The following is a 16,393-nucleotide window of genomic DNA, read 5'->3' as shown; positions in this document are numbered from 1 at the left end:
GGCGGCTTGGCTCCGCGTTCCGGGCCGGCGGGCTGTGGAGGGCCCGGCCGCAAAGGGGAATGGTGCCGTCACCCGGATGCGACCGCATCCCCTTTCTGGCGAAGAACATGAACGACTATGATATTGCCGCGCCTCTGGCCGCGGCGCTGGCGGCCAAGGGCTATGCCAGCCTGACCTCGGTGCAACAGGCGGTGCTGGCGCCCGAGGCGCGGGGACGCGACCTCTTGGTTTCGGCCCAGACCGGTTCGGGCAAGACCGTGGCTTTCGGCCTGACCATGGCCGGCGACATCCTGGACGGCGATGCCCTGCCCGCGGCGGATCGGCCGCTGGCGCTGGCCATCGCGCCGACGCGCGAGCTGGCGCTTCAGGTCGCGCGCGAACTGGCCTGGCTTTACGCCGGCGCTTCGATCGCGACCTGCGTCGGCGGCATGGATTATCGCAACGAGCGCCGGGCGCTGGAGCGCGGCGCGCAGATCGTCGTCGGCACCCCCGGCCGCTTGCGCGACCATATCGAGCGCGGCTCGCTGGACCTGTCGGGCCTGCGCGCCGCCGTGCTGGACGAGGCCGACGAGATGCTGGACCTGGGCTTCCGCGAGGATCTCGAGTTCATCCTGGGCGCGGCGCCGGCGGATCGCCGCACACTGATGTTCTCGGCCACCGTGCCGCCGGCCATCGAGGCGCTGGCCCGCGATTTCCAGCGCGATGCGCTGCGCATCCAGACCCAGGGCGAGGCGCGCCAGCATGGCGACATCGAATACCGCGCCTTTTCGGTCCAGACCCGCGACCGCGAGCACGCGATCTTCAACACGCTGCGTTATTATGAGGCCAGCCGCGCGATCATCTTCTGCAAGACCCGCGCGAACGTGAACCACCTGCTGGCGCGCATGGGCAATCGCGGCTTCAAGGTCGTGGCGCTGTCGGGCGAGCTGAGCCAGCAGGAGCGCAGCCATGCGCTTCAGGCGCTGCGCGACGGCCGCGCCCGGGTCTGCATCGCCACCGACGTGGCGGCGCGCGGCATCGACCTGCCGGGGCTGGAGCTGGTGATCCATGCCGACCTGCCGACCAATCCCGACACGCTGCTGCACCGCTCGGGCCGCACCGGCCGGGCCGGGGCCAAGGGCACTTCGGTGTTGATCGTGCCGTCCTCGGAATACAAGCGGGCGCAGCGGCTCTTGCAGCGCGCCAAGCTGGTGGCGGAATGGGGCAAGGCGCCCTCGGCCGACGAGGTGCAGGCCCAGGACGACCAGCGCATGCTGGAGCATCCCGGCCTGAACGAGGCCCCGGGCGAGGATGCGGCCCTGGCCGGCGCGCTGCTGGAGCGGTTCGGCCCCGAACAGGTCGCGGCCGCCTTCCTGCGGCTGTGGCGCGAAGGCCGCCCGACGCCCGAGGAACTGTCGGACAGCACCGGTCCCGCGCCCACCGCCCCGCGCGAGCGCGGCGAATTCGGCCCCTCGGTCTGGTTCATCCTGTCGGTCGGCCATTCCGGCCGGGCCGAGGCGCGCTGGCTCTTGCCCAAGATCTGCGAGACCGGCGGCATCACCCGCGACGAGATCGGCGCCATCCGGGTCAAGACCGACCAGACCTTCGTGCAGATCGCCGCGGCGGTCGCAGGCCAGTTCGGCGAGCGGGCCGAGCTGGAGCCGGGCCTGACCATGCGCCGCATCGAGGGCGAGCCGGTGTTCGAGCCGGCGGCGCCGCGCGAGCGGAAGCCTCGGCAGGGGTATTTGGAAAACAGAGAAGAGCAGGCGCCGCGCGAGAAGAAGCCGCATCGCGGGCAAGGCGGCGAGCGGGCCGCTTATGCCGAGACGCCCCGGCCGCAGCCGGTGGAACGGCCCGCGCCGAAAAAGCGCCCGGCGCTGCTGGACCCGGCCGATGTGACGCCGTGGCCCGCGGCCGAGGCCGAGCCTGCCGAGGCGCCGGTTCGCAAGGCGCGCTGGAGCGCCGAGAAGAAGCAGACGCAGAAAGGCGTGCCCGCGGCGCCGCGCGCGGCCGGATACCGCTCGCATGGCGGGGCCCCGCGCGAAGAGCGCGACGGCGCCGAGGCCCGGCCGCGGCGCGCGGTCGGCTTCAAGTCGCACAAGGCCGAGGGCAAGCCGTTCCGCGACGGCGCCAAGCCCGGCTTCAAGGCGGCGCCGAAATCCGGCGCCAAGCCCGGGCCCAAGGGCAAGCCGAAGCGCTAACGCGCCGTCGCCAGCGCCAGCCCGTCGACGACGGCGGTAAAGGCCTGGGCGCGCAGCTGGCTTGCGCCCGGGCAGAGCCGCCGGGCCTCGTCCGCGACCAGGCCCATCAGGCTCGAGCCGCCGACCAGCACCACGCTGCCGATCCGGCCGGGCGTGACGCCGGCCAGGCGCAGCGTCTCGGCCGCCGCCTCGGCCAGCGCATGGCGGTTGGCCGACAGTGCCGCCTCCAGCGTCTCGGGCGTGATGGCCCGCGCCAGCCCGGGTTCGATGAAGCCCATGGCGATGCGGGCTTCGGTGCCGGTATTGGCCGCGATCTTGCCGCGCTCGACCGCGAAGGCCAGCTCATGGCCCAGTTCCTCGTCCAGCACCGCGACCAGGCGATCCAGCGCCGGCCGGTCCACCGCCATGCGCACCATCCCGGTCGCCATGCGCCGGGTCTCGGGCGTATAGAGGAAGGGGATGCGGGCCCAGGTCGCCAGATCCACATAGACCGCGTTCGGCACCGGCAACAGGCCCGGGCCCATCTCGCGCCGCAGGCTGCCGCCCTGTCCCAGCGCCGGCATGGCATGGCTCAGCGAGACCTGCTGGTCGAAATCCGTGCCGCCCAGCCGGATGCCGTGATTGGCCAGGATCTGCGCCTTGCCGCCCTGGCTGCGGAACACCGAGAAATCCGAGGTGCCGCCGCCGATGTCGACGATCAGCCCCAGCTCGCCCTCGCGCCCCAGACCATGGCTGGCCAGCGCCGCCGCCTCGGGTTCGGGCAGGAAATCGACCTGCGCGAAGCCGGCGGCCAGATAGCAGCCGCGCAGGTCGGCCTCGGCCCGGGCGTCGCTGGCGGGGTCGGCGTGGAAATGCACCGGCCGGCCCGACAGCGCGCGGGCAAAGCGCAATCCCGTCGCCGCCTCGGACCGTTCGCGCAGCGCGGCCAGGAAGGCCGCGACGATCTCGGCCAGCGTGCGGCGCCGGCCGGCGACCAGCCGCGATTCATGGAAAAGCTCGGTGCCGAGCACGCTTTTCAGCGCCCGCATATAGCGGCCCTCGGCGCCGGCGATCAGCGCCTCGGACGCGGCCTCGCCGATGCGCATGGCGCCGCCGCGCGCCGGGAAGAAGACGGCGGTGGGCAGGGTCTCGGCCCCCGGCTCGATGGCCAGCCGCAGCGGCCGGCCGCCCCGCAGCACGGCGGCGGCCGAGTTCGATGTGCCGAAATCGATGGCCAGCGTCTCTGCCATGGCGTCCCCCGGGATCTGCAAAGGGCGCGCTGGTAGCGGCTTTCCGGCCGGCGTGCAAGCGGGCGCCGGCCCGCCCGCCTCGCCGTCACCCCTGGGTGCTGCGCCAGTGGTCGATGCCGGCCTGGGCCACCGATTGGTCCTGGGACGGGCTGCCCGAGGATACGCCGATGCCGCCGATGACTTGGCCGTCATGTTCCACCGGCAGACCGCCCGCGACCACCATCAGCCGGCCGCCCAGCGCCGAGGAGATCCCCCAGGCCGGGGCGCCCGGCTGGCTGGCGGTGCCGTATTCATGCGTCGGCTTGCGGGCCGCGGCGGCGGTGAAGGCCTTGTCGATGGCGATGGTGGCCGAGGTGATCTTGCCGCCGTCCATGCGCGAAAACGCCAGCAGATGCCCGCTTTCGTCGGTCACGGCGATGCACATCGGCACGCCGATCAGGCGCGAATGCGCCTCGGCGCCCTCGATCAGGCGCCGGGCGTCCTGCTGGTCGAGCCGGGTGATGGTCAGCATGGGTTTCTCCTCCTCGTGAAAATCTCGGTCATTCGGCGGGGGCGGGCCGGGGCGCGCCCGCGGCCGTGGCGGCGCCATAGCCCCGCGGGTCGAGCCGCAGGACCAGCAGACCGACCAGCAGCACCGCGGCCAAGTGCAGCTGCCAGCCGGCGGCGAAGCCGCCGCGCGACTCGTGCAGCAGGGCCAGGAGCCAGGGCGGCACCGCCGCCAGCAGGAAGCCGCCGCCCTGCATCAGCGCGGCCAGCGCGCCGGCGCCGGCCGGGTCGGGCAGGTGGTCCAGCGCCACCAGCATCATCAGCGAAAAGCAGCCGCCCAGGCCCGCGCCCAGCAGGAAGGCGGTCGCCCAGGGCGCGGCCAGCGGCTGCACCGCCAGCAGCCCGAACCCCAGCGCCTGCAGGGCGAGGCAGACCCAAAGCCAGGGCCTGCGGTCGGGGCGGCGCCCGGCCAGCACCGGCATCAGCAGCGCGGCGACCGCCTGGCCCACCGCCAGCACGGCCAGCAGCCCGCCGCTGGCGCCCGCCGACCAGCCAAGCTCGCGGAACGCCGGCGAGAGCCAGGCGACCGAGGACGAATATCCGCCGTTGATCAGGCCGAAACAGGCCATCAGCAGCCAGACCCGGGGCAGGCGCAGCCAGCCGAGCAGCCCCGCCGCCTTCGCGGCACGCGCGGGACGGGTATCGCGCGGCAGCACCCGCGCCACAAGCCAGGCGGTCAGCGCCGCCGGCAGCGCCAGCCAGCCAAGCGCCAGCCGCCAGCTGCCGCTCGCCTCGGCGATCAGCGGCGCGACCTGCGCGCCAAAGGCGCCGCCGCCCATCATCGTCGAGGCGTAAACTCCCATGGCAAGGCTGATGCGGCGCGGAAACTCGCGCTTGATGATGGTCGGGAACACCGCCTGCACAACCGCCGCGCCCAGGCCCAGGAGCAGCGCCGAGCCCAGCATCTGCGCCCCCGAGCCCGCCACCAGCCGCAGGCCCGAGCCCATCGCCAGCACCAGAAGCGCCGCCGCCGTGGCGCGGCGCGCGCCCAGCCGGGCCTGCAAGGCCGGGCCGAAGAAGGCGCCGGCGCCCATCAGCAGCACCGGCAGCAACGTCAGCAGCGCCAAGCCCTGCATGCCAAGACCGGTCGTCGCCGCGACCTGCGGCGACACGGGGCCGAGCCCGGTCAGAAAGGGCCGCAGCGCCAGCCCGACCAGCGCCACCAGCCCCAGAAGCAGGGGTCGGTCGCCGGATCTGGTCTGCTCCATCGCTTGCCTTCCTGGCCCGGGGCCGCCTGTCTCGCGCCCGGTCCCATGCCCGGCACGACGGCAGATTATCCCGGCGGGGTCGCTGCGATAATCAACAATCTCCGAAAGCTGACGCAATTTTTGCTATATAATGGCCTCCGGCCCCTGCAGCCGCGCCATGGCGGCCCTGCGCCGGCACCTCTATACGACGGGCGTGCATTGTGGCTTAACGGGACAATCTCAAATTGCCAGAGGCGCGCAAATGGCATCCGTTCTCATCAACCTCGCAATCTTCGCCGCGCTGATCATGGCGCTGGCCCGCCTGCAGGGCGGGCATCTGTCGCTGTCGGTGCGGGTCTTCATCGGCCTGGTGCTGGGCACCCTGTTCGGCATCGGCCTGCAACTGGCCTATGGCACCGGGTCCGAGGCGTTGCAGACCACGATCAACTGGATCAACATCGTCGGCAACGGCTATGTGCAGCTCTTGCAGATGGTGGTCATGCCGCTGGTCTTTGCCGCCATCCTCAGCGCGGTGGCGCGGCTGCACGACGCCTCGGCCTTGGGCAAGATCTCGGCGCTGACGCTGGGCACGCTCCTGGGCACCACGGCGATCGCGGCCTTCGTGGGCGTGGTCATGTCGCTGACCTTCGGGCTGACGGCCGAGGGGCTGGCGCAGGGCGCGGCGGAAACCGCCCGGCTGACCGCGCTGGAATCGACCTATGCCCCCAAGGTCGCCGACCTGACCGTGCCGCAGCTGATCCTGTCCTTCATTCCGAAAAACCCCTTCGCCGACCTGACCGGGGCCAACCCGACCTCGATCATTTCGGTGGTGATCTTCGCGGCCTTCCTGGGCGTGGCGGCGATCCGGCTGGTCCGGCGCGACGCGGAAAAGGGCCACAGCCTGCTGGCGCTGATCGACATGCTGCAAGCTTGGATCGGCCAGCTCGTGCGGCTGATCATGGGGCTGACGCCCTATGGCGTCATGGCGCTGATGACCAAGATGGCGGCGACCTCGAACGCGGCCGACATCCTGAACCTCGGCAAGTTCGTCATCGCCTCCTATATCGGCCTTGCGATCATGTTCGTGGTGCATGGCGTGCTGCTGACCCTGACCGGCGTGAACCCGCTGACCTTCTTCCGCAAGATCGTCCCGGCGCTGAGCTTCGCCTTCTCCAGCCGTTCGAGCGCCGCGACCATTCCGCTGAATGTCGAGATCCAGACCCGCCGCCTGGGCATCCCGCAGACCATCGCCAGCTTCTCGGCCTCGTTCGGGGCGACCATCGGGCAGAACGGCTGCGCCGGGCTCTATCCGGCGATGCTGGCGGTGATGGTGGCGCCGACGGTCGGCATCAACCCGCTGGACCCGGCCTGGATCGCCACGCTCATCGCCATCGTGACGCTCAGCTCGGCCGGGGTCGCGGGGGTCGGCGGCGGCGCCACCCTGGCGGCGCTGATCGTGCTGCCGGCCATGGGCCTGCCGGTCACGCTGGTCGCGCTGCTGATCTCGGTCGAGCCGCTGATCGACATGGGCCGCACCGCGCTCAACGTCTCGGGCTCGATGACGGCAGGCACGGTGACCTCGCAGATCCTCGGCCAGACCGACCGCAGCGTGCTGCAGAACCCCGAGGCGGGCGAGCTGCAGAACGCCTGAACGAACCGGGGCGCCGCAACGGAACGGCGCCCCGGCTTTCTCTGTTTTCCAAATACCCAGAACCCGGCCGCGCAGCTAGCGCAGGCGCAGCCGCGGCAGCGATGCCGCCGCCGCCATCCAGGCCAGCACCGCGCAAAGCGCGATGGCCGGCACCATGGTCGCGGCGGTATTGTCCAGAAACGGCCCGGTGACGGCGATCATCAGCCCGCCGGTCAGCATCTGCACCGTGCCGCCCAGCGACGAGGCCAGCCCCGCGATCTCGGGATGCGGGTCCAGCGACATCACCATGGCCGTGGGCATCACCAGCCCCAGGCAGGCATTGCCGGCAAACAGCCCCGCGACCACCACCGGCAGCGCGTCGATCCCGGCCAGCACCACGGCCGCAAGCAGCAGCGTCGCCAGCGCGAATCCGGTGATCGCCAGCGAGATCACCCGCTCCATCCCGAAACGCTCGGCCAGCCGCCCGGCGAATTGCGAGGCCGAGAAGAAGCCGATGGCATTGACCGCGAAGGCCAAGGAAAAGCCGGTCGGGCTAAGCCCGTATTGCCGGGTATAGACGAAGCTCGCCGAGGCCAGGAACACGAAGAAGCTGGCCATGCCGAAGCCGCCGATCATCGTCAGCCCCAGGAAACGGCGGTCGCCCAGCAGCCGGCGCGCGCCGGCCAGCATCTCGGCCAGCCGCACCGGGCGGCGCTGCGCGACCGCCAGCGTCTCGGGCAGGGCGAAGACGATCAGCCCCAGGCTGACGGCGGCCGCGACGGCAAGGACTGCGAAGATCTCGCGCCAGCCGCCCCAGGCCATCACCGCCGAGCCGGTCAGCGGCGCCAGCATCGGCGAGACCGAGATCACGATCATGATCGCCGCCATCATCCGCGCCGCGGCGGGTCCGGTCGCCATGTCGCGGATCACCGCGCGCGGCACCGCCATCAGCGTCGCCGCGCCCAGGCCCTGCACGGCGCGGGCCGCGATCAGCCAGCCGATGTCGGGCGCAAGGCTGGCGGCGATGGTCGCGGCCAGGAAGATCGCGACGCCGATCACCAGCGGCGGCTTGCGGCCCAGGGCATCTGACAGCGGGCCATAGATCATCTGCGCGATGCCGAAGACGATGAAATAGGCGGTCAGCGTCAGCGCGGCGCCGGCCTCGCTGGTGCCGAGGTCGCTCGCCACCTCGGGCAGCGCGGGCAGATACATATCGATCGCGAAGGGACCGACGGCGGAAAGCAGGCCAAGCAGCAGGGCCATGCGGAACAGGGGATCACGCATCGGGAAACCTGTAATGTCTCAGGATAGGGGAAAGCGGACGCAGAATCGCGCCAATGGGTCATTCGCCGCCGCCGCGGGTCTGATGCCATGATCGCGCCCCGCCCGCAACCCCGTCCGCGCGGTTGATAAATGTTCATCGGCGCGAATGCGGCTTTCCCAAGGCCGACCGCTCGCCGCACCATGGCCATCTGTCGCCATCTTCTGTCGCGGAGGTCGCGGATGAGACTCTATCACCTGATTTTCATGGCCCAGGTCGCCGGGATGCTCGGACTGGTCGGGGCCGCAGTGTTTTATTGGTAGCGCCGTCAAAGCCATGGCTTGACAGCTTCGCCGGACGTGCAACATTGGCGCCATGAACAAAGTGGCTGATTGGTTGACACACAAAAGCCCGGTCAGTCGGAAAAACGCCGCCGAGACGGTGTTCGAGGATCTGAGAGGCGCCATCCTTGCCGGCCAGCTGCCGGTCGGCACCCGCTTGCCTTCCGAGGCCAAGCTGGCCGAGCGTTATGGCGTCAGCCGCCCGATCATCCGCGAGGCCATGCGGTCCTTGCAGACGCTGGGCCTGACCCGCAGCCGCAGCGGCAGCGGCAGCTTCGTGATCTCGGATCGCCAGGCGCCGGAGCTGGCCTATGGCCATTACTCGGCGCGCGAACTGATCGAGGCCCGGCCCTTCATCGAGATCCCGGCCGCCGGCTGGGCCGCGCTGCGCCGCACGCCCGAGCAGATGGCGCGGCTGATGCAGCTATGCGACAGCATGGAACGCCAGGAGGACGCGCTGAAATGGGTGCGGCTGGACAGCGATTTCCATTTCCTGATCGCCGAGGCGGCGCAGAACGCGGTCTTTGCCCGCATCGTCACCGATTCCCGCGACGCGCTGATGCGGCAGTCCGAGCTGGTGAACCTGATGGCCGACCGCCGGCTGACCTCGAATGACGAACATCGCCGCATCGCGCAGGCGATCTCGGCCGGGTCCGAGGACGAGGCGCGGGCGGCGATGCGCGACCATCTCGACGAGGTCGAGCAGGCGATGACCTGGATCATCGGCCAAGCGCCGCGCGGCGCCTGAGGCCGATCCTTGCGGGAAGCGCCGCCCCGCGGCAACTTTCCTGCGCGCGATGGCGGATTTCGGCATATTTCCAAACCAGGGTGCTTGACCCGGGGCAGGGCTTGGCGCTAATCCGGTAAATCTGTCAGACAGGTTCGCGGGCGGCGCGTCCGCTCCTCGGCAGCCCGCGACCAGCGAGGGGGAAGGACGATGCGCACCCATGCCGAAGGCACGGCGACCATGACCGGCAGCCCGCCGGTGCTGGCGGTGCTGGCGACCGGCGGCACCATTGCCAGCCGCCGCGGTGCCGATGGCGCCGCCCGGCCCAGCCTCAGCGGCCGCGAGTTGCTGGCGCTGGTGCCGCCGATGCAGGTCGAGCTGCGCCCGCGCGAGGTGCTGGCCAAGGATTCCGCCAGCCTGACCCTGGCCGACATGCAGGCGATCAGCGACGCGGTGGGCGCGCAGCTGGCCGACCCGGCCATCGACGGCGTGGTCGTACTGCACGGCACCGACGCGATGGAGGAAACCGCGCTGCTGGTCCAGCTTCAGCACCAGCCCGGCAAGCGGGTGGTGTTCACTGGCGCGCAATTCGCCGCCGATCATCCGCAGTCGGACGGGCCGCGCAACCTGGCCGATGCGCTCGGCGCGGCCATGGCGCCGGGCAGGGGGGTGTCGCTGGTCTTCGGCGGCCGGGTGCTGCCGGCCTGGGGGCTTTACAAGGAAGTGTCGGATTCCCCCGAAGCCTTCGAGCGCGCCGCCGAAGAGGAACCGTCGCTGGACCGCGCCCTGCCGGCGCCGGTCGCGGGCCTGCGCGTCGACATCGTCGCCACCCATCCCGGCAGCGACGGGCTGCATCTGGACGCGAGCCTTGCGGCGGGGGCGCGGGGCATCGTGATCTCGGCCATGGGCTCGGGCAATGCGACGCCGGAACTGGTCGCGGCCATCGTCCGGGCCCGGGCGCAGGGCGTGCCGGTGGTGGTGTCCAGCCGGGTGCCGCGGGGGCTTCTGGCGCCGATCTATGGCGGCGGCGGCGGCGGTCACGACATGCGCCGGGCCGGGGCGATCCATGCCCGCATCCTGCGGCCCGGACAGGCGCGCATCCTGCTGGCGGCGCTGCTTGCCAATGGCTGCCCCGAGGCCGAGATCGCCCGCGCCTTCGAGGCGGCACCCGTCTGAGGCTTGGCGCAGGCCTGGCCATAATGCTAGGGTCATGCGGACCCTCGCATGAATAGCGATTTTGCCATGTCCCTGCCCCCCGCCCGGCTGATGCTGAAGCCGGCCCAATTGCGCCTGATCCAGCAGATCGCCGAGCATGGCCAGTTGCAGCTGGCCGCCGAAACGGTCGGCATGACCCAGCCCGCCGCCTCGCGCATGTTGGCCGAGATCGAGAACCAGGTCGGCGCCCAGCTGTTCCTGCGCCAGCCCAAGGGCATGGAGCCGACCGAGATCGGCCGCGCCGTGCTGCGCCGCGCCCGCGTCATCCTGCGCGAGATGGTCAGCATGGCCGCGGACGTGCGGGCGCTGCGCGAGGGGTTCGGCGGCACGCTGCGCGTCGGCGCGGTGACCGGGCCGGCGGTCGGCTACCTGGTCTCGGCCATTCGCGAGATCAAGCAGAGCGCGCCCGATGCCGACATCACCGTGGACGTGATGCCCTCGCGCGAGCTTCTGGGCCATCTCGCGGCGGGCGAGATGGATTTCGTCCTGGCCCGCATCCTGCCGGAATTCGACAGCCAGGATTTCAACATCCTGCCGATGCGGGATGAAAAGGTGACCTTCCTGACCCGCGCCGGCCATCCGCTGAGCCGCGCGCCCGCCGTCACCCTGACCGAGCTTGCCGGGCAGGAATGGATCATGCAAAGCCGCGGCGCCCCGATCCGCGAGGCGGCGCTGGCGGCCTTTGCCGATGTCGGGCTGGCCGAGCCGAGGAACATCGTCAACAGCCCGTCGCTTCTGCTGACCATCGCTTACCTCGCGCAATGCGACGCCGTGGCGCCGATGTCCGAGGAGGTGGCCGAGCTGTTGATCCGGCCGCCGGTCTCGGCCGGCTTTGCCATGCTGCAGATCCCGCACGAGATCCGCGTCTCGGCCTATTACCTCCTGGACCTGAAGCGCCGGCCGCTGTCGCCCCTGGCGCAGCGGCTGCGCGAAAGGCTGATTGCGCTGTCGCAGAGTCCGGTGCGGGCGGTGTTTTCCTAGGCCCGGCCGGCCACTCCGTGCTGCCAGACCGCATGACGGATGCGCGCCCGCTTGTAGGCGTCGAAGATCGCCATGGCCTGCACGAAGAAGCCGCCGGCGAACTGGCCGACGAAGGACACGTCCGGCGCCGCCGTCTTCAGCGTGAAGCCGCCGAGCAGCAGCATGAAGAACAGGAAGATCAGCCCGCGCAACGGCTCGCGGTTCCAGACCTGGCCCGAGCCGGGCAGCACGATGGCCGAGGCCAGCACCAGATAGGGATTGGGCGGAGGGGTCATGCGCATCTCGCTTGTTCGGAAGGGGCCGCGCCGGCCAGGATGTCGCGGCGCAGCCGGGCCAGCGCCTGCAAGAGCGGCGCCAGGCTGTGCGGCGCCAGCGGCGCGCGGCCCATCTCGGCCTCGCGGAAGATCAGGTAGCGGCCGCGCTCGGCTTCGTCGGCCAGCCAGGTGATGCGCAGCCCGGCGGGCGAGATCACCAGTTCCTTCACGCGCGGATCGTCGAAGATCGCGCGGTGGCGCGACAGCAGCGCCGCCTCGGCCGGGCTCAGCGCGGTCTCGCTGCGCAGCGTCGCGTCATGGGGAAAGCCCTCGGGCAGCAGCGTCTGGTGCGGCAGCTGGTCGAAGGCGGAAAACGGCTCGATCCCGCGCGGCCGGGCCATCATGTGGATGCGCTGCCCGACCGGCAGGGGCCCGGGCTGCGTGACCAGAAGCCACAGCGCCGGCAGCTTGCGGAAGGTCAGCGTGTCGGGCACCGCCTGCAGGTCGGTCTCGGTCCCGGCGATGCGGCCCGAGACCCGGGCGAAGCCGGTGGGCGCCAAGGCCCGCCGCGCCGCCCGCATCTGCGGCAGCACCAGGTCGAAATAGCCGGCGCGGGCGGCCTGGCGCCGGCCCGCGTCGGTGTAAAGCCGCAGGGCCAGCCAGGCCAGCCCCAGGCCAAGGATCGCGGCAGTCCAGGCTGCTGCCGGCATCGTCAATAGCCCTTCGGCTTGGGCCAGGGCATGGTGAACTGCGCGCCCCGGTTCACGAAGCGATAGCGCCAGAAGTGGAACCACAGCGACACGACGATGTAGAAGGCGATCATCGCGACAAGCTGGGTGCCATAGCCCAGGAACACCGCGAAGAAGGCCATGCCGCACAGCGCCAGCAGCGCAAAGGCCGGCAGCGGGTGGAACGGGTGCTCATAGCCGCGCTTGATGGTCTCGAGCGGCCATTTGCGCCGGAACAGGATGATGTTCAGCGGCATGAAGGTGTATTCCAGCAGGCCCGACAGGATCGAGAAGGTGATGACCTGGTCGATCGGCGCGCCCAGGGCGAAGATCAGCGCGATCGGCACCAGGAAGATGATCGAGCGATAGGGCGTGCGGTATTTCGGATGCACCGCGCCGAACCAGCCCGGCAGATAGCGGTCGCGGGCCATGGCGAACCAGGCGCGGCTGGCGTCGTTGATGCAGCCGTTGGCCGAGGCCAGGGTGGCGAACATCGTGCCGATGCCCAGGAACACCATCAGGAAGGTCGAGCCCGAGAGCCGCGCCGCATCGAAGAGCGGCACTCCGGCCTGGCCCAGGTATTCCCAAGGCATCAGCCCCGAGCATACGTACCAGGTCAGCGTTGCGGCGATGGCCAGCGTCATCACCCCGGCCAGCGTGCCGAAGGGCAGCGACCGGGCCGGGCTGCGCACCTCTTCGGCGGCCTGGGTGGTGCCCTCGATCCCGAGGTAATACCACAGGCCGAAATGCATCGCCGCCAGCACACCCAGCCAGCCATAGGGCATGGCCGCCGCGCCGCTCATCAGCTCGGCATGGCGCAGCGGGCTGGTGCCGATCACGCCCGAGGTGGCCAGGAACAGCACGATCACCGCGGTGAAGGCGATGGCGGTGATGACCAGGTTGAAGGTCAGCGTCGCCAGCACCCCGCGATAGTTCAGCCAGGCCAGGAACATGATCGCCAGGATGATGAACGGCCGCTGGTCCAGGCCGGAATGCCCGCTCATCGTCGCCACCGTATCGACCAGGAAGCCGAAGGTGATGGCATTGGCCGCCTCGAGCATCGTATAGGCAAAGACCAGATACAGCCCGACGTTGAAGGCCATCAGCGGCCCGACGATATGCTTGGCCTGGGTGTATTGCCCGCCGGCCGCGGCGACGGTCGATGTCACCTCGCTGTCGATCATGGCCACGCAGGTGTAAAGGATGCCCGCGAACCAGCAGGCCATCAGCGCGGCATAGGCGCCGCCCTTGCCGACCGAGAAGTTCCAGCCCATGTATTCGCCGACCAGAACGATGCCCACCCCCAGCGCCCAGACGTGGGCGGGGCCCAGCACCCGGGCAAGGCCGACGTGTTCGGTTTGTTGTGCCTGCGCCATGTTACCCCCGGTGATGTTGTTCTTCGGTCAGGGCCTCCAGCTCGCCTTCGCGCGAAGAGGTCAGGAACTCTTCGCTGTAGGTGCTGTCGGTCTTGATCCAGTTGAGCACGATGAACAGCCCGAACAGGGCCGAGGCAGCCCAGGCCGCGTATTCCAGATAGTTCCACAGATCCATGTTCGCCCTCACTCGCCGAACTTCTCGGCGATCACGTCGCGGTATTCCTTTTCGGAAAAGCGCAGCAGGATCGCGTAATACCCGACGATGACCACGATCATCACGACCAGCGCGCCGATCGAGAAGCTGTAGTCGAAGCGGGCGGTGATCAGTTCGGCCGCCGAGGCCGGGTCGGCATAGCCGAGCTTCTGCCACTGCTCGACCATGGCCGGGTTCTGGCCCAGTGTTTCCCAGGTCGGGTTTTCGATGGGCTGGGGGTTTTTCGCAGAGCCGGCCAGGCCGAGCCACAGCGGAATGTAAAGGGCGCCGATGGCCATGATCAGCAGCACGATCACGTCGATGATCTGGCCCACCTTGCCCTGGACCGGGGCGACATATCTAGCCATGGCGCAGCGCCCTCTTGGCCTCGCGGGCCTCGTCCAGGAACTGGATATCGAGCCCGTACATGAAGTCGCGGTCCTCGCGGTAATGGCGCAGCATCGCCATGATGGCGGCCGAGTTGAACAGCAGCACCACCGCCCCCGCGATCAGCAGGATGGTCCGCGCCGCGCCCGTGGGCGCCAAGGCCCAGGTTTCCAGCGCCACGAAGATGATGGCGAACCAAAGTCCCAGGATGAATGCCACGGCCACGGCGATGTCGCGCCGGTGCATGGACTCGATCCGTCTTGTCAGATCTGACACGTTCTCTCCTCCCTAGAGGCCCGCTTTTTGGTTGGTCTTTCGGCGCCGGGCCACAACACCAGTGTTTCTGCGGTCGAAAACTTTTTTCTCTCCAAGAAACGTGGGCTGCGGCAATCTGTCAAGTTTCTTCTGCCGCGGAATGCTGATCGATTGCAGAATCGGGCTCGCGGCACCTGCCGGACAGCAAGGCGCCCCGCAGCCGGAACCGGGCGCGGGGCGCGTGTTTCATTGTCATCTCATGGGGTTGTCGTCAGGCCGGGACGCCGGCCCGGGCGCGGCCTAGCGTGCCACGGTTACGGTGCAATGGGCGCGGGCCATGACATCGGCCGCGACCGAGCCCAGCATCAGCCGCGACAGGCCGCGCTTGTCGCCGGTGCCGACGACGATCTGGTCGTAGCCATTGCCCTCGGCATAGGAAACGATGCCGGCCGCGGCCTCGCGGCTGACGATGTCGACGCGCTTCGGATCGGCCACGCCGTTCTCCTGGGCCAGCGCGGTGGCGCGGTCCAGCTTTTCCTCCATCTCCTTGTCGGTCCAGTGATGGATGACCGGGCCGCGCGCCCCGCCATGCGCGATGTTGACCACGCAGATGGTCAACGGCACGCCGAATCGGGCCGCCAGCTGCGCGGCATAGATGACGGCCAAATCGGAATGTTCGGTGCCATCGGTCGGACATAATATCTTCTGGATCATCGGATCTCCTCCCCTCCTGCTATCCACGAGTCGGGACGCTTCCATGAATCATGCCGTTCTGCCAAGGGTTTTCGCGATCCGCGACGAAGCATCGCGGGCGGCGTGATCCGAATCATCCCGCGGTCCGGCGCCTGGAAAAGAGCGCCGGCGCCGGTCAGCCCCAGTAGGCGGCGGCCATGAATTCGCGCTTGTCGCAGCCGCGCGCGAGCAGGCGCTGGCGGGCGGCGCGGGCGGCCTCGGCCGGGCCCGCGAACCAGATATGGCGGTCCGGCGCGCCGTCCAGATCGGCCGCGTCGAGCGCCGCCAGCAGGTCGTCGCAGCGGGTGACGCGCGGGTCCTGGGCCAGGGCGCCCATGTCCTCGGGACGGCAGAACAGGCTGGCGCTGACCCGGCCCGGCGCCTCGGCCAGGATGCGCGCGATGGCCGGCAGCGCGGTCTCGTCGCCGAAAAGCCAGAGCCGCGCCGCGTTCGGGATGCCGCCGCCGCCGGGGCCGATGATTCCGATCTGATCGCCCGGGCGGGCGCGGTCGGCCCAGTCGCAGGTCGGGCTGCCGGCGTGGCGGAAGATGTCGAACTCCAGCCAGTCGCCCTGCTGTGCGGCGGTGGTGTAGACGGCGCGATGCGGCGCGTCGGCGCCCTCGGGCCAGACGGTGCGGCCGTTCGGTGCCACGCGCGGCCATTGCGGCGCGCGCCCCTCGGGCGGCAGCAGCAGGCGGAAATGCAACGCGCCGGTGCCGAATCGCCCGGCTTCCTCGCCCGCCAGCCGCACCCGGATGAAGCCCGGCGTGCGCGAGGCGACGGACACCACCCGCATCAGCACCAGGCCCGGCGCCAGCGCGCCGGCATCGACCCGGTCCCATTCCACCGTGATGCCCAATTCGTCCAGCAGCGTGGCCGCCGTGTCCTGCAAGGTGCCGATCAGCCGCTTTTCCGGTGCGTGCAACTCCAGCCGCGCGCCATGGCCGTCGCTGGACAGGGTCATGGCGCAGCCCCAGACCAGCAGGGTCAGGCTGTCCGGGGTCTCGACCAGTTCCAGCTCCCATGCGGCGGCCCGCGCCTTCAGCGCCGCCGCAACCGCGCCCGAGGCCGGGCCCAGCGTGCCGGTGCTGCGATAGGGTCGGATCGGGAACATGGCGCGTCCTTTCGGCCTGCGGTCGGTCGCCCCGGTATATATCCAAGCGAAACGCTC

The 16,393-nt window shown here is 70.2% G+C and carries 17 protein-coding genes; 5 read left to right on the top strand and 12 right to left on the bottom strand.

Annotation, left to right across the window (positions count from 1 at the left end; all coding sequences use genetic code 11):
• Positions 1–107 precede the first annotated feature (107 nt).
• Positions 108–2,180 carry a DEAD/DEAH box helicase gene (locus tag PARN5_RS0118950; protein WP_026155568.1) on the top strand — a complete coding sequence of 691 codons (2,073 nt, stop codon included), beginning with the start codon at positions 108–110 and terminating at the stop codon, positions 2,178–2,180.
• On the opposite strand, the gene PARN5_RS0118945 is transcribed toward PARN5_RS0118950, so the two are convergent.
• The 3 genes from PARN5_RS0118945 to PARN5_RS0118935 all read right to left on the bottom strand — a co-directional run bounded on the left by PARN5_RS0118945 (position 2,177) and on the right by PARN5_RS0118935 (position 5,163).
• Positions 2,177–3,409, bottom strand: a complete 1,233-nt coding sequence (locus PARN5_RS0118945) for an Hsp70 family protein (protein ID WP_026155567.1) — start codon at positions 3,407–3,409, stop codon at positions 2,177–2,179. The genes PARN5_RS0118950 and PARN5_RS0118945 overlap by 4 nt on opposite strands.
• Positions 3,410–3,494: 85 nt before the next feature.
• On the bottom strand, positions 3,495–3,920 hold the full coding sequence (locus tag PARN5_RS0118940; protein WP_018001346.1) for a heme-binding protein: 426 nt from the start codon (positions 3,918–3,920) through the stop codon (positions 3,495–3,497).
• A 28-nt stretch (positions 3,921–3,948) separates the two neighbouring features.
• Complete coding sequence (locus PARN5_RS0118935; protein ID WP_018001345.1) at positions 3,949–5,163, bottom strand: cyanate transporter; 1,215 nt, start codon at positions 5,161–5,163, stop codon at positions 3,949–3,951.
• Between the two features lie 241 nt (positions 5,164–5,404).
• On the opposite strand from PARN5_RS0118935, the gene PARN5_RS0118930 reads away from it, so the two are divergent.
• Positions 5,405–6,793 carry an L-cystine transporter gene (locus tag PARN5_RS0118930; RefSeq protein ID WP_018001344.1) on the top strand — a complete coding sequence of 463 codons (1,389 nt, stop codon included), beginning with the start codon at positions 5,405–5,407 and terminating at the stop codon, positions 6,791–6,793.
• Between the two features lie 75 nt (positions 6,794–6,868).
• Here the strand turns inward: PARN5_RS0118930 and PARN5_RS0118925 are convergent, their stop codons facing one another.
• Positions 6,869–8,056 (bottom strand): multidrug effflux MFS transporter, encoded by a 1,188-nt coding sequence (locus PARN5_RS0118925; protein WP_018001343.1) that lies wholly within the window; start codon positions 8,054–8,056, stop codon positions 6,869–6,871.
• A 373-nt stretch (positions 8,057–8,429) separates the two neighbouring features.
• Between PARN5_RS0118925 and PARN5_RS0118915 the strand changes: the two genes are divergently transcribed.
• The 3 genes from PARN5_RS0118915 to PARN5_RS0118905 all read left to right on the top strand — a co-directional run bounded on the left by PARN5_RS0118915 (position 8,430) and on the right by PARN5_RS0118905 (position 11,297).
• On the top strand, positions 8,430–9,122 hold the full coding sequence (locus tag PARN5_RS0118915) for a FadR/GntR family transcriptional regulator (RefSeq protein WP_232419463.1): 693 nt from the start codon (positions 8,430–8,432) through the stop codon (positions 9,120–9,122).
• Between the two features lie 189 nt (positions 9,123–9,311).
• Positions 9,312–10,277, top strand: a complete 966-nt coding sequence (locus tag PARN5_RS0118910) for an asparaginase domain-containing protein (protein ID WP_018001340.1) — start codon at positions 9,312–9,314, stop codon at positions 10,275–10,277.
• A 66-nt stretch (positions 10,278–10,343) separates the two neighbouring features.
• Positions 10,344–11,297 carry a LysR family transcriptional regulator gene (locus tag PARN5_RS0118905; RefSeq protein WP_036745004.1) on the top strand — a complete coding sequence of 318 codons (954 nt, stop codon included), beginning with the start codon at positions 10,344–10,346 and terminating at the stop codon, positions 11,295–11,297.
• Here PARN5_RS0118905 and PARN5_RS0118900 read toward each other — a convergent pair.
• The 8 genes from PARN5_RS0118900 to PARN5_RS0118865 all read right to left on the bottom strand — a co-directional run bounded on the left by PARN5_RS0118900 (position 11,294) and on the right by PARN5_RS0118865 (position 16,336).
• Positions 11,294–11,572 carry a hypothetical protein gene (locus PARN5_RS0118900; RefSeq protein WP_198289622.1) on the bottom strand — a complete coding sequence of 93 codons (279 nt, stop codon included), beginning with the start codon at positions 11,570–11,572 and terminating at the stop codon, positions 11,294–11,296. The genes PARN5_RS0118905 and PARN5_RS0118900 overlap by 4 nt on opposite strands.
• Positions 11,569–12,261: a hypothetical protein gene (locus PARN5_RS23005; protein ID WP_018001337.1), complete on the bottom strand. Its 693-nt coding sequence runs from the start codon at positions 12,259–12,261 to the stop codon at positions 11,569–11,571. Before PARN5_RS23005 ends, PARN5_RS0118900 begins: the two co-directional genes overlap by 4 nt.
• Before the next feature lie 2 nt (positions 12,262–12,263).
• Positions 12,264–13,655 carry an amino acid permease gene (locus PARN5_RS0118890; RefSeq protein WP_018001336.1) on the bottom strand — a complete coding sequence of 464 codons (1,392 nt, stop codon included), beginning with the start codon at positions 13,653–13,655 and terminating at the stop codon, positions 12,264–12,266.
• A 1-nt stretch (position 13,656) separates the two neighbouring features.
• On the bottom strand, positions 13,657–13,830 hold the full coding sequence (locus PARN5_RS23890; RefSeq protein WP_018001335.1) for a hypothetical protein: 174 nt from the start codon (positions 13,828–13,830) through the stop codon (positions 13,657–13,659).
• 8 nt (positions 13,831–13,838) lie between these two features.
• On the bottom strand, positions 13,839–14,216 hold the full coding sequence (locus tag PARN5_RS0118880; protein WP_018001334.1) for a hypothetical protein: 378 nt from the start codon (positions 14,214–14,216) through the stop codon (positions 13,839–13,841).
• Entirely contained in the window at positions 14,209–14,481 is a 273-nt protein-coding gene (locus PARN5_RS0118875; protein WP_018001333.1) for a hypothetical protein, read from the bottom strand. The genes PARN5_RS0118880 and PARN5_RS0118875 overlap by 8 nt, the downstream gene beginning before the upstream one ends.
• Positions 14,482–14,790: 309 nt before the next feature.
• Positions 14,791–15,204, bottom strand: a complete 414-nt coding sequence (locus PARN5_RS0118870; protein WP_018001332.1) for a universal stress protein — start codon at positions 15,202–15,204, stop codon at positions 14,791–14,793.
• Between the two features lie 154 nt (positions 15,205–15,358).
• On the bottom strand, positions 15,359–16,336 hold the full coding sequence (locus tag PARN5_RS0118865; protein WP_018001331.1) for a siderophore-interacting protein: 978 nt from the start codon (positions 16,334–16,336) through the stop codon (positions 15,359–15,361).
• Positions 16,337–16,393: the final 57 nt, after the last annotated feature.

The organism is Paracoccus sp. N5 (assembly GCF_000371965.1).
GTDB lineage: Bacteria > Pseudomonadota > Alphaproteobacteria > Rhodobacterales > Rhodobacteraceae > Paracoccus.
This window is presented reverse-complemented; position numbering and strand designations above follow the sequence as displayed.